This window comes from Kordiimonas sp., assembly GCF_048260245.1.
Lineage (GTDB): Bacteria > Pseudomonadota > Alphaproteobacteria > Sphingomonadales > Kordiimonadaceae > Kordiimonas.
Genome location: NZ_JBLXGZ010000045.1, coordinates 1 through 21,459 on the forward strand (window position 1 = coordinate 1; position 21,459 = coordinate 21,459).

The 21,459-nt window shown below is 56.1% G+C and carries 24 protein-coding genes and 1 pseudogene; 10 read left to right on the forward strand and 15 right to left on the reverse strand.

Going from position 1 to position 21,459, the window contains the following annotated elements; all coding sequences use genetic code 11:
• From ACN0VM_RS16425 to ACN0VM_RS16445, 5 genes and pseudogenes are all read left to right on the forward strand, one after another.
• A pseudogene (locus tag ACN0VM_RS16425) lies at nt 1–590 on the forward strand (tRNA (adenosine(37)-N6)-threonylcarbamoyltransferase complex transferase subunit TsaD); the annotation flags it as partial.
• A 65-nt stretch (nt 591–655) separates the two neighbouring features.
• Nucleotides 656–1,648 (forward strand): NAD(P)H-dependent glycerol-3-phosphate dehydrogenase, encoded by a 993-nt coding sequence (locus tag ACN0VM_RS16430; RefSeq protein WP_417451985.1) that lies wholly within the window; start codon nt 656–658, stop codon nt 1,646–1,648.
• 28 nt (nt 1,649–1,676) lie between these two features.
• Nucleotides 1,677–1,976 carry a YciI family protein gene (locus ACN0VM_RS16435; protein ID WP_417451986.1) on the forward strand — a complete coding sequence of 100 codons (300 nt, stop codon included), beginning with the start codon at nt 1,677–1,679 and terminating at the stop codon, nt 1,974–1,976.
• A gap of 18 nt (nt 1,977–1,994) precedes the next feature.
• On the forward strand, nt 1,995–2,402 hold the full coding sequence (locus ACN0VM_RS16440; protein ID WP_417451987.1) for an EVE domain-containing protein: 408 nt from the start codon (nt 1,995–1,997) through the stop codon (nt 2,400–2,402).
• Nucleotides 2,403–2,407: 5 nt separating this feature from the next.
• Entirely contained in the window at nt 2,408–2,785 is a 378-nt protein-coding gene (locus ACN0VM_RS16445) for a Rieske (2Fe-2S) protein (protein ID WP_417451988.1), read from the forward strand.
• Nucleotides 2,786–2,824: 39 nt separating this feature from the next.
• On the opposite strand, the gene ACN0VM_RS16450 is transcribed toward ACN0VM_RS16445, so the two are convergent.
• The 3 genes from ACN0VM_RS16450 to ACN0VM_RS16460 form a co-directional block, all read right to left on the reverse strand.
• Nucleotides 2,825–3,505, reverse strand: a complete 681-nt coding sequence (locus ACN0VM_RS16450; RefSeq protein WP_417451989.1) for a hypothetical protein — start codon at nt 3,503–3,505, stop codon at nt 2,825–2,827.
• 94 nt (nt 3,506–3,599) lie between these two features.
• A complete protein-coding gene (locus ACN0VM_RS16455) occupies nt 3,600–4,118 on the reverse strand; it encodes a tetratricopeptide repeat protein (protein ID WP_417451990.1) in 519 nt (172 codons plus the stop codon).
• 152 nt (nt 4,119–4,270) lie between these two features.
• The gene (locus tag ACN0VM_RS16460; protein WP_417451991.1) at nt 4,271–4,792 is read right to left on the reverse strand and encodes a SixA phosphatase family protein; all 522 of its coding nucleotides are present in this window, start codon (nt 4,790–4,792) and stop codon (nt 4,271–4,273) included.
• 81 nt (nt 4,793–4,873) lie between these two features.
• Here ACN0VM_RS16460 and ACN0VM_RS16465 point away from each other — a divergent pair, with 81 nt between their 5' ends.
• On the forward strand, nt 4,874–5,503 hold the full coding sequence (locus ACN0VM_RS16465; protein ID WP_417451992.1) for an alpha/beta fold hydrolase: 630 nt from the start codon (nt 4,874–4,876) through the stop codon (nt 5,501–5,503).
• A 7-nt stretch (nt 5,504–5,510) separates the two neighbouring features.
• Here ACN0VM_RS16465 and ACN0VM_RS16470 read toward each other — a convergent pair whose 3' ends face one another.
• Complete coding sequence (locus tag ACN0VM_RS16470) at nt 5,511–6,347, reverse strand: class I SAM-dependent methyltransferase (RefSeq protein WP_417451993.1); 837 nt, start codon at nt 6,345–6,347, stop codon at nt 5,511–5,513.
• A gap of 282 nt (nt 6,348–6,629) precedes the next feature.
• Between ACN0VM_RS16470 and ACN0VM_RS16475 the strand changes: the two genes are divergently transcribed.
• Complete coding sequence (locus ACN0VM_RS16475) at nt 6,630–7,742, forward strand: cache domain-containing protein (RefSeq protein ID WP_417451994.1); 1,113 nt, start codon at nt 6,630–6,632, stop codon at nt 7,740–7,742.
• A 54-nt stretch (nt 7,743–7,796) separates the two neighbouring features.
• Here ACN0VM_RS16475 and acs read toward each other — a convergent pair whose 3' ends face one another.
• From acs to rpmI, 6 genes are all read right to left on the reverse strand, one after another.
• Nucleotides 7,797–9,734, reverse strand: coding sequence for an acetate--CoA ligase (gene acs, locus ACN0VM_RS16480; protein ID WP_417451995.1), 1,938 nt, complete (start codon nt 9,732–9,734; stop codon nt 7,797–7,799).
• 116 nt (nt 9,735–9,850) lie between these two features.
• Complete coding sequence (locus ACN0VM_RS16485) at nt 9,851–10,846, reverse strand: SAM-dependent methyltransferase (RefSeq protein ID WP_417451996.1); 996 nt, start codon at nt 10,844–10,846, stop codon at nt 9,851–9,853.
• Nucleotides 10,847–10,977: 131 nt separating this feature from the next.
• Nucleotides 10,978–13,377, reverse strand: a complete 2,400-nt coding sequence (gene pheT, locus ACN0VM_RS16490) for a phenylalanine--tRNA ligase subunit beta (protein ID WP_417451997.1) — start codon at nt 13,375–13,377, stop codon at nt 10,978–10,980.
• Nucleotides 13,374–14,453 (reverse strand): phenylalanine--tRNA ligase subunit alpha, encoded by a 1,080-nt coding sequence (gene pheS / locus ACN0VM_RS16495; RefSeq protein ID WP_417451998.1) that lies wholly within the window; start codon nt 14,451–14,453, stop codon nt 13,374–13,376. The genes pheT and pheS overlap by 4 nt, the downstream gene beginning before the upstream one ends.
• Nucleotides 14,454–14,602: 149 nt before the next feature.
• Nucleotides 14,603–14,962: a 50S ribosomal protein L20 gene (rplT, locus tag ACN0VM_RS16500; RefSeq protein ID WP_262692603.1), complete on the reverse strand. Its 360-nt coding sequence runs from the start codon at nt 14,960–14,962 to the stop codon at nt 14,603–14,605.
• Between the two features lie 37 nt (nt 14,963–14,999).
• Nucleotides 15,000–15,200: a 50S ribosomal protein L35 gene (gene rpmI, locus ACN0VM_RS16505; protein ID WP_262692602.1), complete on the reverse strand. Its 201-nt coding sequence runs from the start codon at nt 15,198–15,200 to the stop codon at nt 15,000–15,002.
• A 184-nt stretch (nt 15,201–15,384) separates the two neighbouring features.
• Between rpmI and ACN0VM_RS16510 the strand changes: the two genes are divergently transcribed.
• Both ACN0VM_RS16510 and ACN0VM_RS16515 read left to right on the forward strand, forming a co-directional pair.
• Nucleotides 15,385–16,281, forward strand: a complete 897-nt coding sequence (locus ACN0VM_RS16510; protein WP_417451999.1) for a TraB/GumN family protein — start codon at nt 15,385–15,387, stop codon at nt 16,279–16,281.
• Nucleotides 16,282–16,291: 10 nt separating this feature from the next.
• Complete coding sequence (locus tag ACN0VM_RS16515; protein ID WP_417452000.1) at nt 16,292–16,687, forward strand: DUF3052 domain-containing protein; 396 nt, start codon at nt 16,292–16,294, stop codon at nt 16,685–16,687.
• A gap of 92 nt (nt 16,688–16,779) precedes the next feature.
• Here the strand turns inward: ACN0VM_RS16515 and pyrF are convergent, their stop codons facing one another.
• The 5 genes from pyrF to cmk all read right to left on the reverse strand — a co-directional run bounded on the left by pyrF (nt 16,780) and on the right by cmk (nt 21,078).
• Nucleotides 16,780–17,520: an orotidine-5'-phosphate decarboxylase gene (gene pyrF, locus ACN0VM_RS16520; RefSeq protein ID WP_417452001.1), complete on the reverse strand. Its 741-nt coding sequence runs from the start codon at nt 17,518–17,520 to the stop codon at nt 16,780–16,782.
• Nucleotides 17,521–17,557: 37 nt separating this feature from the next.
• Entirely contained in the window at nt 17,558–17,935 is a 378-nt protein-coding gene (locus ACN0VM_RS16525) for a hypothetical protein (RefSeq protein WP_417452002.1), read from the reverse strand.
• Nucleotides 17,936–18,001: 66 nt separating this feature from the next.
• On the reverse strand, nt 18,002–18,280 hold the full coding sequence (locus ACN0VM_RS16530; protein WP_417452003.1) for an integration host factor subunit beta: 279 nt from the start codon (nt 18,278–18,280) through the stop codon (nt 18,002–18,004).
• Nucleotides 18,281–18,528: 248 nt separating this feature from the next.
• A complete protein-coding gene (gene rpsA, locus ACN0VM_RS16535) occupies nt 18,529–20,232 on the reverse strand; it encodes a 30S ribosomal protein S1 (RefSeq protein WP_262692595.1) in 1,704 nt (567 codons plus the stop codon).
• A gap of 204 nt (nt 20,233–20,436) precedes the next feature.
• The gene (gene cmk / locus ACN0VM_RS16540; protein ID WP_417452004.1) at nt 20,437–21,078 is read right to left on the reverse strand and encodes a (d)CMP kinase; all 642 of its coding nucleotides are present in this window, start codon (nt 21,076–21,078) and stop codon (nt 20,437–20,439) included.
• A 134-nt stretch (nt 21,079–21,212) separates the two neighbouring features.
• On the opposite strand from cmk, the gene ACN0VM_RS16545 reads away from it, so the two are divergent.
• Nucleotides 21,213–21,459: GntR family transcriptional regulator (locus ACN0VM_RS16545; protein WP_417452005.1), on the forward strand; the 247-nt coding region annotated here is incomplete at its 3' end.

Here is a 21,459-nt window from a genome sequence, read left to right on the forward strand (position 1 = left end):
CGTTTCACAAAACCGCCAAGCTTCTGGGCCTTGGTTCCCCTGGTGGCCCTGCCGTCGAGGTCGCGGCACGCAGCGGCAACCCGAAACGCTTCAAGCTGCCAAAACCCATGCTCGGCAAACCGGGCTGCAATTTCTCCTTCTCCGGTCTCAAGACTGCGGTAAGGCGGCTGGCAGAGGACTGTGTCGCGCGTGAGGGCGTGCTGACCAAACAGGACCGTGCCGATATCTGCGCTGCCTTTCAGGCATCGATCGGCGCCTGCTTTGACGACCGGCTTAAAACCGCGACCCGCGTTTTCCACACCCATGCCGGAGAGGGAGACCATCCATTTGTGGTTGCGGGTGGTGTGGCGGCAAACCAATATCTGCGGGGCGAGCTTGAAGCGCTGGCCGCAGACGAAGGCCTGCGGTTTCATGCACCGCCACTGGCGCTCTGTACCGACAACGGCGCCATGATCGCCTGGGCCGGGCTGGAGCGGTTTATCGCCAATCCAGCCCTCAATGACATGGATGTATCCGTCCGGCCACGCTGGCCGCTTGACGGGGATGCCAAACCCATGGTCGGCAAAGGGAAAAAAGGCGCCAAAGCATAAGTGCCCTTGCCGAGCAACGCGGGAAAGGGCAATCTAGGCGCTATAAAAACAAAAGGGAGACAGCCTTGCAGAAGATTGGTGTTTTGGGCGCAGGCGCATGGGGCACAGCCCTTGCTGTTGCAGCAAGGGGGGCTGGGCGCGACACACTGTTGTGGGCGCGGGAAGACGAAGTGGTCACAAGCGTGAACACGGCGCATGTCAACAGCCTGTTCCTGCCAGACGTTACCCTTGATCCCGAACTTAAAGCCACCGGCGCGCTTGAAGACCTCGCGGACCGCGACGCCATTCTTGTTGTCTCACCCGCACAGCACATGCGGGCCATGGTGCGCGCGCTCAAGGAGCATCTGCCGGACGGTGTGCCGCTGGTCATTTGCTCAAAGGGCATTGAGGTGGCAACCGGCAAGCTTCTTAGTGAGGCTGTCGAGGAAGAAGCGCCAAACAACCCGGTGGCTGTGTTATCCGGCCCAACCTTCGCGATTGAAGTAGCGCGCGGCCTGCCCTGCGCGCTGACCCTTGCATCTAAAGACGAAAAAACCGGCAAAGCTCTTGTGGCCGCCCTCGGGCAGGCAACATTCCGGCCCTATTACAACGCCGACATTGTCGGGGCGCAGATTGGCGGCGCTGTGAAAAACGTGCTGGCGATTGCAACGGGCATTTCCGCAGGCCTTGGTGTTGGCGAAAACGCCCGTGCGGCAGTGATCACACGCGGCCTTGCCGAGATCATCCGCTTTGGCAAACTTTATGGCGCCCAAACCGAAACCCTGATGGGGCTGTCGGGGCTTGGCGACCTGATCCTGACCTGCTCAAGCACACAGTCGCGCAATATGTCGCTGGGCAAGGCCATTGGCGAAGGACGCACGTTCGAGGAGATCATGGCGGAGCGCAATTCTGTCGCCGAGGGTGCACATACGGTTGAAATTGTGCACAAGATCGCGGGAGAAAAGGGCCTTGATATGCCGATCACAGCCGCTGTTTACAACATTCTCAAGCAGGGGCGTGAGGTCAAGGCTGTGATGGACGAACTGATGGCACGGCCCTTCACATCAGAGCACAGGTAAAACAACTTTCAAACAACGGGAGACAGCCATGCTGTTCATGATACTGGCAAAAGACAAGGCAGATAGCCTTGAGCTACGCATGGCAAACCGCGCCGCGCACCTTGCATACATCAAGGGGGCTGGTAGCCGCATCAAGGTGGCGGGGCCCCTGCTCTCGGGTGGGGATGACCCCAAACCCACCGGCAGCATGATCATCATCGATGCCGCCAGCGAAGGCGCTGTACAGCTTTTTTGCGACAACGACCCCTATGCCACCGCTGGACTTTTTGAAAGTGTCGAGATCAAACACTGGCTCAAGGTAACCGGCGACTGGGTGCCAAAAGACTAAACACGCGGAAGGCTTGATATGGCTTACTGGCTGGTGAAATCGGAGCCGCATGACTGGTCATGGCAAGACCAACTGGACGTGGACAAGGAACCCTGGACCGGGGTGAAAAACTACCAGGCGCAAGCCAACATGCGCAAAATGGCGATGGGCGACGAAGTGTTTTTCTACCATTCCGGCAAGGACCGTGAGATTGTCGGCATCTGCACCGTTGCCACCGGCCCCTATGATGATCCGGATGACCCGAAAGGGAAATTCTGTCTTGTTGATCTACGTGCCAAGGCACCGCTGCCGAAGCCTGTAAGCCTCGCGGACATCAAGGCTGATGAACGGCTGCGTAGCCTTGCGCTCGTGCGCCAAAGCCGCCTGTCTGTCATGCCCATTGATGCCGATAGCTGGCAACTTATCTGCGCAAAGGCGGGGTTGTGAGTTAAATGCCACCACCCCCGCTTGAGCTTGAGGACATGCCCGCCGGACCAGCAAGCGGCACCTTGCTGGCACGGCTTGATGCGCTGCCGGCCCATGGCGGCAAGGAACTGGTGTTCCGGGACGGCAACATGGTGTTGCGGCTTCTGGTGCAACGCTATGGGCACGGCGCGGTCGTTTATGAAAACCGCTGCCCGCACGCAGGTACACCGCTGAATATGTTTGACGATAAATTTGTCGACATCACCGGCGGGCGTCTCATTTGTCGCACCCACGGAGCACTCTTCAACATTGGTGACGGCAAATGTGTGCGCGGCCCCTGCAAAGGGGATCACTTGCGCACGGTCGCCGTCGAGATCAGGGACGGCGCGATCTACAGCATCTGAGAAAGTAACCGAGCGAATGCCCCACCCTCAATCACGGGATCAGATCATCACCGTACCGGCCCGGCGCTGTTGCACCGGTGACGGCGTGCGGGCATTGCCTGGCAATTCAACGGTGACCGCCCGCCAATAGCTCTGGTATCCGTCCTCATGGATGACAGACTTCAACACCATCGAAAGCTCCGGATCATAATAAACCGTATTGGTCTTGCGCTTGGACTGGTTGCCCTTCTTATATTCCGTGATGATGTCGACAACAAAAACCTTGCGGCCACCGGTAGAGAGCGGAATGGTTTTTTCCCCGATCACATGGATATTAACCCAGAAATCGATCGCGGACCCGCGGGTGATGTTTTTGGTATTGCCACGGAAACTGACCTCTTTGCCTACCGCAAGCGGGAACAATTGCTCCAGCAGGCTATAGTCGAAGTCGGCTTCATACTGATAGCCGAACTCAATACCGCTGACGTTATAGAGGCCGCGGTAATAGTTATGCACAACGACACGTTCGTCCTGCCAGTAATATTCCGTAGAAACGATCTTGCCGGTAACCGCTGTTACCTCGGCATATAGCTCCTGACCGTGACGCTGGATGACCGCACGGGTGCCGACAATTGCAGTCGGCGTTGCAGGCGCGCGTGCAACAGGGTCGCAGGCGACGAGCAAAATCAGGGCTAAAGTTGCAAAAAGGCGCGAAACCACTGGCAAGCGCTTTGCCTCCACTATCTATCCTCACGCCCCTAATATCACCCATCGCATGCGCTGGGAAGCCTCAAGACCGCACACATCCAACCACGTCCCTGACAGAATAGGCTGGTCAGATCGGTCGCGTTGTCTGTGGCCGGTCAGATTTGATGTCTTGGGCACGCCCTTCGGCAAGTTCAATATTGCGGCGGATCACTACCGAGCTTGGTGCCAGCTTAAGGCCACGGGCATATTCTTTCTGCGCACGGGCAATTTCACCGGTTTCGAGAAAAATGTTGCCACGGTTGTTGTAGAACCGCCAATTGTTCGGGGCGATACTGATGGCGGTATTGCACTGCTTGAGTGCATCCGTCCACTCCTCTTCCATGATATAGGTCACACACAGACCATTGTGGGCGCGGGCGCGCTGTAGCATGGTTAAGGTACCCCTCAGCGCTCGCGCATAGACCTCGCGAGCAGCGAGCGCATCGCCACGGATCACCAGCTCATTGCCACGCCTGAGATTTTCCGATGCCCGCAGGATAATCTCCAGTTTCGGCATGGCATCTGATGACATGCGGTCGGCACTCACGGAAAAGGCCGCTCCGAGCACACAGGCCAGAGCAACCATGGAACGGTTAAAAAGACGCATTGCGACCTCCACTTCACTGCTCCCCATCAATCTTGGGCACCCCCGTGCCAACCCACTATACTACAGATTCCCCCGAATCCTTATCATCACAAGTTGATGACGTCCTGTGAATGGGCACGCGTTACTATATAACCTGCCTCGGAAAGCCGCAACTAAGCGTTGGTTTGGTCCTTGGGCTTCAAAAACTGTTTGAGTGTGCCGGTCGACAGCTCAATGTTCGCCAACCGTGGCTCGTCAAACTCGATATCGGTGAATGTGCCGGTCGGATATTTATAGTCAAGTGCATGTATGAGGTCAGGATCGCCCGTCCTGATAAGCTCAATTGCCGTATTGTGAAAGCCCGGGTTGTGCCCCACGAGAAGCGCGCGCTTGCAGCCGCCCGCGTCGCGGCGAACGATATCAACAATGTTTTGCATACCTGCCATATAAAGCGCCGGCTCATATTGCACCGGCCAGTCAAAACCGCCTGCGGCCATCACACGCTCAAGCGTCTCCCTCGCACGCATCGCCGTCGAACAAATAACCAAGTCGGGCGCGACGCCCAGCCTCGCAAAGGCGCGTCCCATACGTGCCGCATCCTTGACGCCGCGGTCGTTCAGCGGACGGTCATGATCAGACAGGCCTATGTTCGCCCAATCCGATTTTGCGTGTCGCAACAAATAAAGGTTTGCCATTGCTTCCTGCCTTATTCATTTTCTGGCCTTGGCCGATTTCAAGCTACACGCACCCCTACGGCCCCGACGGAGACCAACACCATGATGACAGATTTTAAGCAAAACGGAATGGGAGAAAAGGCCACCATCTTGCTGGCACATGGCGCGGGCGCGGGCATGGACAGCGACTTTATGGTCGCCTGGGCAACCGGGTTAGCCGCGCGCGGCTTCCGGGCGCTGCGTTTTGAGTTTCCGTATATGGTGCTGCGGCGCGGGGACGGCAGGAAGCGCCCGCCGGACCGCGCCCCCAAGCTGATGGACGCCTACCGGCAGGCTATCGACGATGCCCGCATGCTGACAGATGGCGGAAAACTGGTGATCGGCGGAAAATCCATGGGCGGCCGTATCGCCAGCATGGTGGCAGCCGAAGATAACAACGCGTGCGAGGGTTTGCTGCTGCTTGGGTACCCCTTCCACCCAACGGGAAAGCCGGAAAAGTTGCGCACTGATCATCTGGGCGACATCACCGTGCCCACCCTTATCGTTCAAGGAGAACGCGATCCTTTTGGCGGTAAAGCACTGGTGGATACCTTGTCGCTGCCAACAGGCTTCACTGTTCATTGGGCACCGGACGGCAACCATGACCTGAGCCCCAGGAAAGCCTCAGGCCATACTTCGGAAAAAAATTGGGCGACCGCAATGGATGCAGCCGCCCGAGATTTCGCGCCATAACGCGGATCTATTCAACCTTCATGAACTTGAGCGTCATGCGGTCCGATTCGCCAATGGCTTCATATTTCGCCTTGTCCGTGTCCCCGTTGGCAAGGCGTGGCGGCAATGTCCAGACACCTTTTTCATAGTTCTGCTCATCTTTTGGGTTGGCGTTCATCTCGGACGCCTCAACAAGCTTGAACCCATGCGCTTCAATGGCCGCGACAAGATCGCTCTGTTTCCAGCGTCCCTTGCCCGCCGCCGCATTACGGTCACCGTCAAAGTCTTCGTTCATGCGGTGCTGTACGATCCCCATAACACCGCCGGGCTTCAGCATGGCATGCGCCTGATCCATGCCTTTGTCGAAAAAGTCCCGACGCCACCAGTTGTGCAGAGCCCGCACGATAATAATGGCGTCAAGGCTGTCTGCCTCAACAGGCAGGCCTTCTGTGGCTGGTATCCACGTCGCAACAGCGTTCGGACCAAAGGTATCCCGCTCGGCCTCGAACTTCTCAGGATAGGCCCGCAGGTTGGCAGCATAGTTTGCGTATTCGGCATATACCTCCGGATTATGCTCCAGCCCGACATATTTGCCGTCCGCTTTCAGGAGGGGGCCAAGAATTCGGCTATACCAGCCGCCGCCCGGATTGACTTCCGCGACCGCCATATCCGGCTTGATGCCCAGAAAACGCAGAAACTCTTCCGGGTGACGCGCTGTGTCTCGCGTACTTTCTCCGGCTTCGCGGGCGCTGTTGTCATGTACCGCCTTCCAGATAGCGTCTTCGTGGTGGTCCGCCGTGACACCGCCAAGGCTCAACCCAGCCACGGCCGCGGCCGCAAAACCCCAATTTCGTAAAAAACTCATTTTATGTTCTCCCTGAACTATATGTCCCTGTTATCCGCCAGTGCGCGCTACAGCACCGATGGCACTGTGTGGCTACGCTTACCCTCCAGCGCCGATATCGTTCGCGTAAGATAGCCTGCTCACGCAATGTTGATAGATCACGCAGGATAACATTTTTGCGACCAACCTCTTTCCGGACAGTTTCGAACAAAATCACATATTTCAACCGGGTACTTCATGCCCTATACTTAGGGTGTATTTGCGCTATATTTTAACGGGTGGAAATGGGTGGACAAGCCCCTTATGAACAGAAGAACATTGCAGAGTATTCTCCCTTTTCTCACAGCCATAATGCTGGTTTTCGCGTTCTTATATGTGCAGGAACGCAGCCTTTCTCGTACCTTGCGCTCTCAGGTTGCAGAGACCCTTGAGCATATCCTGAACACCGCCCGGGACTCGGCTGCCGCCTGGAAACAGCGCCATATCACCCAGATGGGTCGCATGCCCCAGCAACCCGTCATTATTGCCCAGACTGCAGCGTTGCTTGAGATAAAGGACAGACGCGCCATCTTCGCTTCCGATGCGCTGGCAGATTTGCGCACCCACATGAGCCAGATCCTTGCCAACTATGGCTACCTCGGTTTTTTTGTAATTGCCCCTGACGGCACTAATGTTGCGTCCATCCGGGATAGTAATATTGGCCAGATCAATCTGGTACAAACGCAGATGCCAGACACATTCGCCCGTGTGCTCGCCGGCGAGGTCTTGGTCAGCGAGCCCATTCGTACGGACGTGCCCGTCGTCGGCGCCAATGGCATTGTATCCAAGGTTGCGCCCACCATGTTTGCACTCGCCCCTATCAGAAACGACGGAGGCAATATCATTGCGGTTTTCGCTTTGCGCATGAACCCGCTGGGGGAGTTTTCTGCCCTCTTTGCCCGTAACCGCATCGGACTAACCGGTGAAACCTATGCCTTTAACAGGCAGGGCCTGATGATCAGCGAGAGCCGCTTTACCGAAACACTTAAGCTTGTGGGCTTGCTGCAAAGGGGAGAGGCCAGCACACTGAATATTCCCGTGCATGACCCGGGCTTTAATGCCTTTGATGGCTCCCGAAATGTCGATATGGCGGCAACCCCCCCAACCCTCATGGCAGCAAGCGCTCTTGCTGGCAAGAGCGGACAAAACCTGGAGGGATACCGGAACTATCTTGGACAAACCGTTGTTGGTGCTTGGCTGTGGGATGATACTCTGGGTTTCGGCATTGCGACAGAAATGCGGGAAAAAGAAGCCTTCGCTGGCATGAACACAAGCATCTTCACCATTCGAGCCTTTGCCGGGTGTATTCTCATTTTGCTTGCCGCGCTGGCCTATGCCCACAACCGCAACCGGCACAGAGATAAGACAGAGACGTGAGCCAGGCATAAACCCCATGGCCGAGAATATTTAGGGGCGAAAATATTTGCCCACCTACCGGTTCAATCGGTTTTCAATCAGATCGTCCACCACACCCGGCTCGGCAAGGGTCGACGTGTCGCCGAGGTTACCAAACTCGTTTTCCGCAATCTTCCTGAGAATCCGCCGCATGATCTTGCCGGACCGGGTTTTAGGCAACCCAGGGGCAAACTGGATATAGTCCGGCGTCGCTACCGGGCCGATTTCCTTGCGCACAAAAGCCACAAGGTCTTTTCTCAACTCTTCCGAAGGTTCAACACCAAGGGAGGTTGTCACAAAGGCATAAATGCCCTGCCCCTTGATATCATGCGGGAACCCCACTACGGCCGCCTCTACCACACTCTCGTGTTCGTCAAGGGCGGCCTCAATCTCAGCCGTGCCAATCCTGTGGCCAGAAACATTGATCACATCGTCCACCCGGCCTGTAATCCAGTAATACCCGTCCGCGTCCCGCCGGCACCCATCACCGGTGAAATATAGCCCCTTGTAGGTGGAAAAATAGGTCTGAATAAAACGGGGGTGGTCACCGTATACGCTGCGGGCCTGGCCGGGCCAACTGTCGGTCAGGACCAGATTACCCGAGGTGGCACCCTCAAGGAATTTGCCGTCCTGATCCACCAGCGCAGGCTTGACGCCAAAGAAGGGGCGGGTAGCCGAGCCAGGCTTGAGGTCCGTCGCGCCCGGCAAAGGTGAAATCATCACACCACCGGTTTCGGTCTGCCACCAGGTATCCACAATGGGGCAACGTTCCTCGCCAACGACACGGTAGTACCAAAGCCATGCCTCGGGGTTGATCGGCTCGCCCACCGAGCCCAGCAGGCGCAGGGAACTGCGGTCGTGTTTTTTAACCGGCTCCTCGCCAAGCCGTTCCAGCGCGCGAATAGCAGTGGGAGCGGTATAGAAGATATTGACCTTGTGCTTCTCGCAAACCTGCCAGAACCGCCCGGCGTCCGGGTAGGTAGGCACGCCTTCAAAAACCAGAGTGGTGGCGCCGTTCGCGAGCGGCCCATAAACAATATAGCTGTGGCCGGTGACCCAGCCGACATCAGCCGTACACCAGTAAATCTCGCCCGGCTTGTAGTCGAACACATACTCATGGGTCATCGATACCCAGACCATATAACCGCCGGTGGTGTGCAACACGCCCTTTGGTGTTCCGGTCGAGCCGGAAGTATAGAGGATAAAAAGCGGATCTTCGGCGTTCATTTCCTCGGGCGCGCACTCAGTGGATACCGTCGTTTTCGCTTCATGATACCAGACGTCACGGCCTTCGACCCACGCCACCTCGGAACCGGTGCGCTGCACCACAAGCACACTTGAAACGTCAGGGCACCGGGAAAGCGCTTCATCCACGTTGGCTTTCAGCGGCACACGTTTGGCACCACGCAACCCTTCATCGGCTGTGATCACAAAAGTAGAAGCACAGTCCTGAATACGGCCCGCCAATGCGTCCGGTGAAAAGCCACCAAACACGACAGAGTGAACAGCGCCGATACGCGCACAGGCCAGCATGGCGTAAACAGCTTCCGGGATCATCGGCATATAAAGGGTGACGCGGTCACCTTTTTTTGCCCCGCGTGCCTTCAGCACATTGGCAAAACGGCAGACCTCCTCATGCAATTCCCCGAAAGTAATGTGCTTATGATCCGTTGGTTCATCACCTTCCCATATTATAGCCACATCGTCTTTTCGGTCCGGCAAATGGCGATCGATACAGTTGACCGAAGCGTTCAAGGTGCCATCTTCGAACCAGCGTATCGATACATCGCCTTCAAAACTGGTATTTTTGACCTTGGTGAAGGGTTTCATCCAGTCGATACGCTTGGCCTCATCTGCCCAGAACGCCTCAGGCGCGTCGACAGACCTCGCATGCATCTCCAGATATTTCTCATTGGTGCAATGGGTGCCCTCAAGCGCTTGCGCGGACACCGGGATCTTCAGACCTTCACTCATTTTTTAACTCCCTCCAGTCAATCGGGAGGATCATGACGGCAGTTTGCCTGCGTTGCAAGCCTCGCCATGGCAACGATGTCATTATTCTGGATGCTCAGATATTAGCAGCGAAAGACTTACCAGTCTGACATCATCGAAGGGCCGCCGGATTTTTTATTGGCGACAATACGCCAGAGCTTCAGATCACCGCTCTCCAGCATCTTTTTGCGCCGTGTCCAGAACTCGGCCTCACGCATCAGTGTCTGGATCATCATGGTGCCGTCTTCACGCTTGGCCAGTTTGGCGGCGACCTCATCGGCGCCTGCCCATGCCTTGTTGATCATATCGACATATTGCATGCTGATGTCTTCCGACACACGAACCTGCAGGCGATTTTTCTTCATCATTTCCACAAGGTCGTCAGATAGCACCGGATAGGGATGGTGGCGTTCACCGACAACCCACTCCTTGAAACGGTCCTTACCAAGCACCGCATCGGACGAAATGACATATTCCGTTAGTAAGAAGAGGCCGCCAGGTTTCAGTTTGTCCTCTATCTTGGCGATCATGTCGTCTTTGTCTTCGATCGTGTACAGTGCTTCCTTGGAAAGCGCGCGATCATATTTGCGGTCAAAGCCGTTGAAATTTTCAGGGTCATATTGCTCAAGCTGGGCTTTTTTTTCCAACCCGGACATCTTTGCAAGCTTGCGGCCCTTATCCACCAACGTCTGGCTTTCCTCAAACCCGGTCATCCAGACGCCGAATCGGTCCACGAGCACGCGCGCAGGCCCCCCAAGACCCGCGCCAATCTGCAGCATGGACATCTCGGGGCTAAGCGCCAGAAGTTTGGAAAGCGAGACGATATATTCCGGGCCACCGGGGCCACAAAAGCCCTTTCCCCAGATATATTGGGCAATATCAACGGTAGCATTGTCCCATGGGTCAAGGTTCTCCGCAGTCGCAACCTTTGCAGGCGCAATTTCTTTAAACTGCTCTTTCGGCGCGGCTTCACCCGGATGACGTTCCCCTATGCGCTTTTTGATATCTTCCGTATCATAGCCTTCCCACCAGGCCTTCAGGCGCAATTTTAGCGGGACCGAAGCCGCCTTGCCTTTCTGCTGTTTTGCTGCCAAATCTCACACCCACACTTATAGAAAAGGGCCACACCCCGTAAACCCAGTTCCTCTTTAACATGAATATGAAAACCGAACGGGAATATTTTGCAAGCCCCGATCGATTCAAATTTTATCGATTTTTAGTCGTCTCAGCCCCTCAGAGTTGCTCCAACCGCTTTCTCTGCGGCTGCAACAATCTTGGCTGCGATAGCTTCAATGTCCTTGTCGGCGAATGTCTCGGCCTTAGGCTCAAGCGTCACAGTCAGTGCTACTGAGTGCATATCATCCGGTACGCCTTTGCCTTCATAGAGGTCGAAGATGCGCACATCAGCGATAAACACCTTGTCGGCGCCCTTCACTGCCCGAATGAGATCACCGGACTTAGCGTCTTTCGACACAAGAAAGGCAAAATCGCGCTCGACCGATTGCAGGTTCGACACATGGAGCGCCCCCTTGGCCGCGCCTGACTTGCGCGGTGCCGGAATAGCGTCAAGATACACCTCAAAGCCGACAACCGGACCATCCACATCCAGTGCCTTCAGGACACGCGGATGCAGCTCGCCAAAACTTGCGAGGATGTTTTTAGGGCCAAGGCGCAAGGTGCCCGACCGGCCTGGATGATAATAATCCGGCGCTTCATCAAAGGCCTGCAGGTTGGCAGTTGGCGCAAGCGCTGCTTCAAGGGCGGCCAGTGCATCCCGTTTGGCATCAAACACCGATACCTTGCGGCTTGCACTTTCCCAGTGCCGCGCGGCGGCCTCACCGCTGCGGATACCGGTTGCGACCAGCAGTTGACCCTTGTCGCTGTCATCGCGGTAGATGCCACCCACTTCAAACAACGCCACTGACGCGGCACCACGGTCCGCATTGCGGCCCGCCGCCTCAATCAGGTTCGGTAAAATCGATGGCCGCATGCAATCAAGCTCAGAGGAGATCGGGTTGTCGACCACAAGGCGTTCATCACCACCACCAAACAGCGCGGCATTCTCCCGTTTCATGAAAGACCAGGTGACCGCTTCATGCATGCCGATGCTGGCCAGGCGGCGCTTGGTCGCCCGGGCCTTTTTCTGCCGCCCACTCAAGGTGGCACCCGCCTTATGATTGGTCACGGGCAGTTGCACACTCGGGATATTGTCATATCCGTGGATACGCAGCACTTCCTCAACAATATCGGCTTCGCCTTCCACGTCCACACGCCACGACGGGACATGAACGGTATAAGGGTCACTCCCCGAAACAGTAAAGCCAAGCCGCTCAAGAATGGCGACGCTGGTTTCACCGCGCAGGTCCACACCACCCAGGGTTTTCACCCGTTCCGAGCGGAAAGGCACCGTGTGATTCCACGCCGGCACGCTGCCGGCCTCGAAGACTTCACTTGGCTCACCGCCGCACAGATCAAGGATCAGCTGGCTGGCGATCTCAACGCCCTGATGCACAAACTGGCTGTCAACACCGCGCTCAAAACGGTAGCGTGCGTCCGTATTAATACCGTGCTCACGGCCTGTCATCGCGGTTTTCACCCGGTCAAACAGCGCACATTCCAGCACCACGTCAGTGGTATCGGGCGTACAGCCGCTGTCTTCGCCGCCGATAATGCCGCCAAAACCGAGGACATTGCTGTCATCGGCGATCACGGTTTCACCGCCCTTGCAGCTATAGGTCTTGCCGTCGAGGGCGAGGAAGCTTTCGCCTTCCGCGGCGATACGGGCCTGCAGGTTACCGCTTAGCTTGTTTGCGTCATAGACATGCAGCGGGCGACCGAGGTCGTAGGAGACATAGTTGGTAATATCTACAAGCGCCGAAATGGGCCTGAGACCGACCGCCTTCAGCCGGTCCTGCATCCATTTGGGGCTGGGGCCATTTTTCACACCGGTGAACTTGCGGCCAACAAACAACGGACATGCACTCTCTTCACCCTTGGGCAGGTTGAGCGCAACGGTTACGTCACTTTTGTAAGTGCCGGTTACCTTCGCGTCCGTTGGTGCCTTCAGGGTGCCAAGACCACTGGCCGCCAGGTCACGCGCAATGCCGTATACACCGAGGCAATCCTGACGGTTTGGCGTGATCGCAATTTCGATCATCGGCTCATCAAGCTTGGCGTATTCCACATAGGTCATACCCACTGGCGCGTCTTCTGGCAGTTCAATGATGCCGTCGTGGTCATCGCCCAGCTCAAGCTCGCGGTAGGAACACATCATGCCAGACGAATCGACGCCGCGGATCTTGGCTTTGCCGAGCGTAAAATCAAGCCCCGGCACATAGTCACCGGGCTGGCCGAGCACAACCTTAATGCCGGTGCGCGCGTTTGGCGCGCCGCACACAATCTGCATCTCGTTTGTACCGTCAGATACCTTGCACACCTTCAGCTTGTCAGCGTCCGGGTGTTTTTCAGCCGAGATAACCTGCGCCACCTTGAAGGGCGCCAGCGCATCGGCCGGATTTTCGACACCCTCGACCTCAAGGCCGATGCCATTCAATTTGGCAAGAATATCCTCAAGGCTTGCATCCGTGGTGAGATGGTCCTTGAGCCAGCTAAGGGTGAATTTCATCGGCTGAGCCCTCCTGCGATCGTCGGCAAGTCAAGTGCGCGGAAACCATAGTGCCTCAGCCACCTGAGGTCAGCATCGAAGAAGGCCCGCAGGTCGCTCATGCCGTACTTCAGCATGGCCAACCGGTCAATGCCGCAACCAAAGGCAAACCCCTGATAGACATTGGGGTCAAGATTGCAGGCCTTGAGCACATTCTGGTGCACCATGCCGGAGCCCAGAATCTCAAGCCAGTCATTGCCGTCCCCAATTTTGACTGTGCCGCCCTCAAAGCTGCATTGCACATCCACTTCCATGGATGGTTCGGTGAAGGGAAAATAACTGGGGCGCAGGCGCAAGGTGACAGCATCCACTTCGAAGAAGGCCTTGAGGAAGGCTTCAAGCGTGCCCTTGAGGTGACCCAGATGCGTGTCACGGTCAATCACCAGCCCCTCCACCTGATGGAACATCGGTGTGTGAGTCGCATCCGAATCAGACCGGTAGGTGCGGCCAGGCGCGATGATACGGATCGGCGGCTCTTCATTCAGCATGGTGCGAATTTGCACCGGGCTGGTGTGCGTACGCAAAACCTTGCGCTCACCGTTCGCGTCCGGCTTCAGGTAAAAGGTGTCATGGTCCTGCCTCGCAGGGTGTTCGGGCGGAATATTGAGCGCGGTGAAGTTATGAAAGTCGCTCTCGAGATCGGGGCCTTCAGCCACATCAAACCCGAGGGAGGCAAAAATCTCTGCAATCTCATCCATCACCTGGCTGATCGCATGCACGCTGCCTGCGGCATGATCAAGAACCGGTAGAGTGATATCCAGCTTCTCGGACTTGAGGCGGGCATCAAGCGCCACTTCCTCAAGCGTTTCCTTGCGGGCGGCGATGGCATCCGCCACCTGTGCCTTGAGGCCATTGAGCGCAGGGCCCATTTCCTTGCGCTCTTCGGGGCTCATACGACCAAGGCCTTTCATGAGCTCCGACACGCTGCCTTTTTTGCCAAGCGCGCCGACACGCACGTCTTCAAGGGCGGCGACGTCGCCTGCCGCATCAATGCGCGCAGTGATTTCCTCTTTGAGGGCTGAGATTTGTTCCTGCATGTCTCTTCCGCTTCGGGATGATCTGATCAAATGTTCTTAAAGTCGCTGAAATCTGCACCGGGAATGCCAAAGGCGCAAATAAAAAGAGGCCCCGCCAACGGCCAGGCCCCTTAATATCTTGGTACTGCGACAACAGTCGCAAAACCAGCTTACTTAGCGAGGGCGGCCTTAGCCTGTTCCACAAGCGCTTCAAAAGCAGCTGGTTCGGTGATCGCAAGGTCGCTCAGCACTTTACGGTCAAGCTCGACACCGGCGAGCTTGAGGCCGTGCATGAACTGGCCATATTGCAGACCGAGAGCGCGCGAACCCGCGTTGATACGCTGGATCCACAGAGCGCGGAAGGTGCGCTTGCGTGCTTTACGGTCGCGGTATGCGTACTGACCGGCTTTTTCAACAGCCTGGCGAGCAACCTTGATTGTATTCTTACGACGGCCCCGATAGCCTTTGGCTTGCTCGAGAACCTTTTTGTGACGAGCGTGCGAGGTAAGTCCGCGTGTGACACGTGCCATGGTATTTTCTCCTTAACCTTGAAGGACCCAGATAGCCCTAGAGGCTGTTGGGCATGAACTTCTTGACGATGTTGGCGTCACAATCTGCAAGGATGGTGGTGCCACGCTGGTTACGGATTTGCTTGTTGGTGCGCTTGATCATACCATGCTGTTTGTTAGCCTGGTTTGCACGCACTTTACCGGAGGCGGTCAAGCTGAAGCGCTTTTTCACGCTCGATTTCGTCTTCATTTTGGGCATTTTTGTCCTCACTTCTATAACTGCAAGTTCGACATTTCTGAACCGGCACGGCAGCCCTTAAACAAGCCGGTCGGTTCGATGAAGTGGGGTGTATAGCGCCGGAAGCCCCGGTTTGCAAGCAGATTCAGTGTTAGCACGGCACCGTTTTCTTGCACACATTCGAGAGGCGTGGGAAAGTACGCCCATGAAACGGAAATTTATTCACCTGCGGCGTCACTGGCGCGCCATACAAACCATACTTTTGGCGCTCAGCCTTGTGCTTGCCGCCCAAAGCGCTGCGGCTGCCCCCGCGCTGTGGCGCCTTGCTGACGCAGACACGGAAATTCATATATTCGGCACACTTCATGTGCTGAACAAGGACACCCAATGGCTCACACCGGAAATAAGGGTCGCTTTCAGGGAATCAGACGCCTTGATCGTCGAGTTAAGCGGCGATGAAATTGACCGTGCGGGAGCTCTGTTCACCGCCGCCGGTCGCTTGCCCGAGGGCCAAACCTTGCGCATGCTTGTCGGCAACGGCATCTACAACGATATAGAGCGACTCGGTCGCGCACTCAGTGTACCGGCCAACACATTTCAGCATAGCAAGCCATGGTTCGCGGGGCTGTCCCTTTCCGTTATCGGGCTTGTTAAAGCCGGTTATGACCCTGCAAGCGGTGCCGATAAATATTTCATAGCGCAAGCTGAAGGCATGAACAAAGCCATCTTCGGGCTTGAAACCGCAGCTCAACAGGTTGCGCTGTTCGAAAGCCTGAAGCCCGAGCAGGAGAAGGCCATGCTGGTTGATACCCTGCGACAGAACGCCAAACTTGGTCAGCATTTCGCCGCCATGCAGGGGGCATGGGTAACCGGCGACATGGCTGCGCTTGATCATATCCTCAACGACGCGCTGTCCATTGCACCAGGACTTGAGGAACAAATGTTGACCGATCGCAACCGCGACTGGGCCGATAAACTTCTTCAAGTGATGGAAAAACCCGGCAGTTTTTTTGTCGCCGTCGGTGCCGGACACCTTACAAGCGACGAATCTCTCATCGCGCTGCTGCGTCGCACGGGGCTGAAAGTCGACCGATTACAGTAAGGGAGCCTTGATGGCGGGATATTCAGGCGCACCGCTGATTAAAAAACTGGGTATCAAGAACGGCTTCAGGCTAAAGCTTGTGCATACGCCCGACTACTATGGCGAACTGCTTGGAAAGATGCCAGCCGGCACTGTTGAAACAGCAAGCGACTGCGACTTTATTCACGCCTTTTACAAAGACCGCACCCTTTTTACCGAAGAGATTTCGACTTTGATGACCACGATACACCGTAGTGGCATGATCTGGGTCTCGTGGCCCAAGAAGTCATCAAAGGTACCCACGGATATGACCGAAGATGTCATCCGAGAAGTCGCCTTGCCGCTTGGCCTTGTGGATGTCAAGGTCTGTGCCGTAGATGAGGTCTGGTCAGGCCTCAAGCTGGTGATCCGCAAGAAATTACGCTAAGGAGGCCATAAATTGAGCGATAACCGGCACCCTTAACCTCGCCCCAAGCTGGGGATGAATTGTAACCGGAGGGCGGGGCATCGCCTTTGGGTCTAGCCGTTGATGCTGTCCGCAATGGTCTGTGCAGCGGCTGCGGGATCTTCCGCCCCTGTAATCGGCCGCCCAATCACCAGAATATCCGCGCCGGCCTGCACTGCATCCGCCGGGGTCATCACCCGCTTCTGGTCTCCCACGGCACTGCCCATGGGGCGGATGCCGGGCACAATAAGCTTGAAAGCATCGTCCGTGGCATTGCGCGCCAGTGTGATTTCCCGTGGGCTGCAGACAAGGCCGTCAAGGCCATTTTCCTGTGCCAGCGCAGCGAGGCGCCCCACCTGTGTATCAACAGAATCACTCACGCCGATGGCATGCAGGTCACTGCCATCCAGGCTGGTGAGAACGCTTACACCAATCACCCATGGTTTGGTGTGGCCATGTTTCGCGGCCTCCTCCGCGGCGGCGTCTGCCGCGCGGCGCATCATCTCGGGCCCGCCCTGGGTGTGGATGGTGAAAAGCTTCGGCGCGAGCGGCGCCACGGCACGAATGGCACCCGCAACAGTGTTGGGGATGTCATGAAACTTGAGATCGAGAAAAATCGGCAGCCCTGCATCTGCAACCCGGCTGAAACCGTCAGCCCCATTGGCACAAAAAAACTCCAACCCGAGCTTGATACCTCCGACCTTGCCCCTGAGCGTGCGGGCAAGCCTTACCGCTTTGCCGACATCAACGGTATCAAGCGCGCAGTATATGCGGTCACTGGCAATGCAGTCACTGGGTTTGAGGTCTTGGGCCACGGAAAATCCTCTCAAATGTGGTGCTATCGCACCCGGATTAGCCCTCTTTACCCTCTCTTGGCAAGGTTTCGGTCGCGATGCGTACAGTTTCATGGGAGGACTTTGCATGGGCCTTGTGCACATCTTCCGAAAGCACAGAGACCTGATCTTCAAGATGGCCAGCACGTCGTTCTGCTTTGCGGCGCCGTGCAAAACCCTTGAGCCTGATCCAGCCGGTCACACCACCCGCGATGAGAAGACCGACAAAAATGCCCAGAAAGAGCACGAGATAAACCGGCACAGGCGCCATGAGAGCGCCGAATGGCTCAAGGCTGAGTACAACGGGCTGGCGGTTTGAAATTGCAAAAAGAATGAGCAGGACGGCAAGCGCAACCCAGAAGATACGGCGAATCAAACTGCCGAGAGACTGTGCCATGACACTCTTTCACCATTGCTATGCGAGACTCTGCGGCGCGGATACCCCACGCAGCAGCTACGATTTTCAATCGTTGAGGCGTTCACGCAGATCTTTGCCCGTCTTGAAATAGGGCACACGTTTTTCGGCAACCTCAACCTTCTCGCCGGTACGCGGATTACGGCCGATACGAGCGGGACGCTCTTTTACCGAAAAGGCCCCAAAACCGCGCAGTTCAACACGGTCTCCGCGAGCCAGAGCGTCGGTAATTTCATCAAAAATTTTTGAAACAATACGCTCAACATCCCGGTAATACAGGTGGGGATTGGCTTCGGAAATTTTTGCAATTAACTCGGACTTTATCATCTAGGTCCTCCCCTCGGGGCAATCTTTTCAGCGGCACTCAAAACGAAGCTACCCATGTCCATTGGGTAAAGCGTGCCACCTGATCTCGCTCACGTCAAGATAAGCCTTTCTAAGAAAAGGGCTTTTATCATGAGTTTTTGTATCATGGTAACGGCGACACCGCAATTTAGATGCATCACCATGGCAGAAATAAGAAAGGCCGCCCCAATGGACGGCCTTTCAGATCACAATTCACACAGATGTGTGGATTATTTGTCTTCTTTGGCTTTCTCAAGCGCTGCACCGAGAATGTCACCAAGGCTTGCACCCGAATCGGCCGAACCATATTGCTCAACAGCTGCTTTTTCTTCAGCAACTTCAAGCGCTTTGATCGAAAGGTTCAGCTTGCGGCTGCCTTTGTCCATACCGGTTACCATAGCGTCAACCTTGTCGCCTTCAGCGAAACGCTCTGGACGCTGGTCGCCGCGGTCACGCGCGAGGTCGGAGCGACGAATAAAGGCAGTAACGCCCGTATCGCCAACTTCAACTTCGATACCGTTATCGTTTACGGCTTTAACAACACAGGTAACCTGCTCGCCACGTTTCTTGGAAGAAACATTGGAGAACGGATCGCCGGCAAGCTGTTTGATGCCAAGGCTGATACGCTCTTTGCGGGTGTCTACGTCGAGGACAACAGCTTTGACCATGTCGCCTTTTTTGTATTCCTGGATCGCGTCTTCGCCGGAACGTTCCCAATCGAGGTCGGAGAGGTGAACCATACCGTCCACATCGCCATCAAGGCCGATGAACAGACCAAATTCGGTGATGTTCTTGACTTCGCCTTCGATTTCGGTGCCTTGCGGGTATTTACCAGCAAAGGCTTCCCATGGGTTCTCGCCACACTGCTTGAGACCAAGAGAGATGCGGCGCTTCGCAGGATCAACCTCGAGCACCATAACTTCGACTTCCTGGCTCGTGGAAACGATCTTGCCAGGGTGTACGTTTTTCTTGACCCAGCTCATCTCGGATACGTGCACAAGGCCTTCAACACCGCTCTCGAGCTCAACAAACGCACCATAGTCGGTGATGTTCGTCACCGTACCGGTGAACTTGGCGCTGACAGGGTATTTGGCTTCGATACCATCCCATGGGTCAGCAGCAAGCTGCTTCATGCCAAGGCTGATACGCTGTGTTTCAGGGTTGATGCGAACAACCTGAACCTTCACGGTCTCACCAATCGCCAGAACTTCAGACGGGTGGTTCACACGGCGCCAGGAGATGTCTGTCACGTGCAACAGGCCATCGATACCGCCGAGGTCCACGAACGCACCATAATCGGTGATGTTCTTCACAACGCCCTCAACAGCGTCGCCCTCTTTGATCTGACCCATCAGTTCAGCACGCTGCTCAGCACGGTCTTCTTCAAGAACAGCACGGCGAGATACGACGATGTTACCGCGACGGCGGTCCATCTTCAGGATCTGGAACGGCTGTTCGATGTTCATCAGCGGTGTCACGTCACGAATCGGACGGATGTCAACCTGGCTGCCCGGCAGGAATGCCACAGCGCCGGAGAGGTCAACAGTGAAACCACCCTTAACGCGGCCAAAGATAACACCGTCAACACGGGCATCGCCTTCAAACGCTTTTTCCAGCAGTTCCCAAGCTTCTTCGCGGCGAGCTTTATCACGGGACAGGATCGCTTCGCCGAGCGCGTTCTCAACGCGGTCAACAAATACTTCTACTGTATCACCAACTTTGATTTCAGCTGCTTTGCCTGCGGGAGCAAATTCTTTAAGTGGAACGCGGCCCTCGGCTTTAAGGCCAATGTCCACGATCGCAAAGTCGTTCTCGATCGAGACGACGGTCCCTTTGACAACGCGGCCTTCAAAGCCGTCATCCTCAGAGGGGAGTGTTTCATTCAGCAGTGCCTCAAAATCTTCGAGGCTCGGCATGGTTGCCGCTTCAGACATGTATGTCTTCCTTTCAGGTCTATTACTTTTCTTGCCAGCCGGTTGGCTCCGACGGTCTTCTTCCGGGTTTCTCAAGCACGGGACCACCCCATGCTTTCCTGTGGTCCGGAAGCCTCAAACACCAACAAATTATAGCCCCTCGGGCCAAGCACCCTTTCAGGGGGTGCTACCGGTCCGGGAGCCGCTCTCGTAAAGCGTCTTCGGTTATTGGGGCGAGAGGCGTTCTCTTACAAATGCCGCCGCCCTTAAAAACACGGCGTCTATATCCAAATTGCTCGTATCAAGCAAGAGGGCATCTTCAGCGGGCCTGAGCGGCGCGTCCTTGCGGTGCGTATCGCGCGCGTCCCGCTCCCGCACATCGGCGAGTATAACACGAAAATCCGGCTCGATGCCACGTTCTTCCAGTTCGCGGAAACGGCGCTTGGCTCGCACCTCCGCGCTGGCGGTTACAAAGAACTTCACATCGGCGTCCGGACACACCACGGTGCCTATATCCCTGCCGTCCAGCACCGTGCCTGCAGCGCCACCAGGCGGGCTCGCAGCGAAATTACGCTGAAATGCCAGCAAGTTAGAGCGAACGACAGGTAATGCCGCCACCTTGGACGCAGCGTTACCGGTATCCTCGGCCCTCAGCTCAGGGTCCGACAGAAGAGCAAGATCAAGTTCGCTGGAGGCCACCTCTGCCGCGCCTGCATCGGCCGGGTTGCCACCGGCACGCAGTACGCTCAGCCCCACAGCACGGTAAAGCCCGCCAGTGTCGAGATAGGCAAAGCCGAACTCTTCCGCGAGCCGCCGGGCCAATGTGCCTTTTCCCGCCGCCGCCGGGCCATCAATTGCGATAATCAAAGCGAATCACCCTCCAAAACCTTTCCAAGGTTTATAGGCGCATCAGGAAAAGCTGCCAAATTTTTTACTTGATTTTTGATTGTACCCCTTGTACCACTATTACAGATGGTACATAGAAATAGCAGCGAAAAAACATGGAAATAGTGATCAACATCGACAGCGAGGAACCCCTGTTCGCTCAAGTGGTGGAACAAATCAAAACCGGCGTGCGCGGCCAGAGACTGAAGGCTGGTGACCCGCTACCCTCCATCCGCCAACTCGCGAGCGACCTTGGCGTCAACAACAAAACCATTGCCAAAGCCTACCGCCTGCTGGAACGCGACAATATCATCGTCACCCGGGGATACCGCGGCACCTTCATTCATGATGAAGCGGGCAGCC

Bases quoted from the DNA above. Each gene is read 5' to 3' on its own strand.
- ACN0VM_RS16465 (WP_417451992.1), top strand. From the start codon at position 4,874: ATGATGACAGATTTTAAGCAAAACGGAATGGGAGAAAAGGCCACCATC.
- rplT (WP_262692603.1), bottom strand. From the start codon at position 14,962: ATGGCACGTGTCACACGCGGACTTACCTCGCACGCTCGTCACAAAAAG.
- ACN0VM_RS16470 (WP_417451993.1), bottom strand. From the start codon at position 6,347: ATGAGTTTTTTACGAAATTGGGGTTTTGCGGCCGCGGCCGTGGCTGGG.
- ACN0VM_RS16445 (WP_417451988.1), top strand. From the start codon at position 2,408: ATGCCACCACCCCCGCTTGAGCTTGAGGACATGCCCGCCGGACCAGCA.
- ACN0VM_RS16525 (WP_417452002.1), bottom strand. From the start codon at position 17,935: ATGGCACAGTCTCTCGGCAGTTTGATTCGCCGTATCTTCTGGGTTGCG.
- ACN0VM_RS16475 (WP_417451994.1), top strand. From the start codon at position 6,630: ATGAACAGAAGAACATTGCAGAGTATTCTCCCTTTTCTCACAGCCATA.
- ACN0VM_RS16510 (WP_417451999.1), top strand. From the start codon at position 15,385: ATGAAACGGAAATTTATTCACCTGCGGCGTCACTGGCGCGCCATACAA.
- acs (WP_417451995.1), bottom strand. From the start codon at position 9,734: ATGAGTGAAGGTCTGAAGATCCCGGTGTCCGCGCAAGCGCTTGAGGGC.
- ACN0VM_RS16530 (WP_417452003.1), bottom strand. From the start codon at position 18,280: ATGATAAAGTCCGAGTTAATTGCAAAAATTTCCGAAGCCAATCCCCAC.
- rpmI (WP_262692602.1), bottom strand. From the start codon at position 15,200: ATGCCCAAAATGAAGACGAAATCGAGCGTGAAAAAGCGCTTCAGCTTG.
- ACN0VM_RS16435 (WP_417451986.1), top strand. From the start codon at position 1,677: ATGCTGTTCATGATACTGGCAAAAGACAAGGCAGATAGCCTTGAGCTA.
- pheS (WP_417451998.1), bottom strand. From the start codon at position 14,453: ATGCAGGAACAAATCTCAGCCCTCAAAGAGGAAATCACTGCGCGCATT.
- pheT (WP_417451997.1), bottom strand. From the start codon at position 13,377: ATGAAATTCACCCTTAGCTGGCTCAAGGACCATCTCACCACGGATGCA.
- ACN0VM_RS16455 (WP_417451990.1), bottom strand. From the start codon at position 4,118: ATGCGTCTTTTTAACCGTTCCATGGTTGCTCTGGCCTGTGTGCTCGGA.
- rpsA (WP_262692595.1), bottom strand. From the start codon at position 20,232: ATGTCTGAAGCGGCAACCATGCCGAGCCTCGAAGATTTTGAGGCACTG.
- ACN0VM_RS16515 (WP_417452000.1), top strand. From the start codon at position 16,292: ATGGCGGGATATTCAGGCGCACCGCTGATTAAAAAACTGGGTATCAAG.
- ACN0VM_RS16440 (WP_417451987.1), top strand. From the start codon at position 1,995: ATGGCTTACTGGCTGGTGAAATCGGAGCCGCATGACTGGTCATGGCAA.
- ACN0VM_RS16460 (WP_417451991.1), bottom strand. From the start codon at position 4,792: ATGGCAAACCTTTATTTGTTGCGACACGCAAAATCGGATTGGGCGAAC.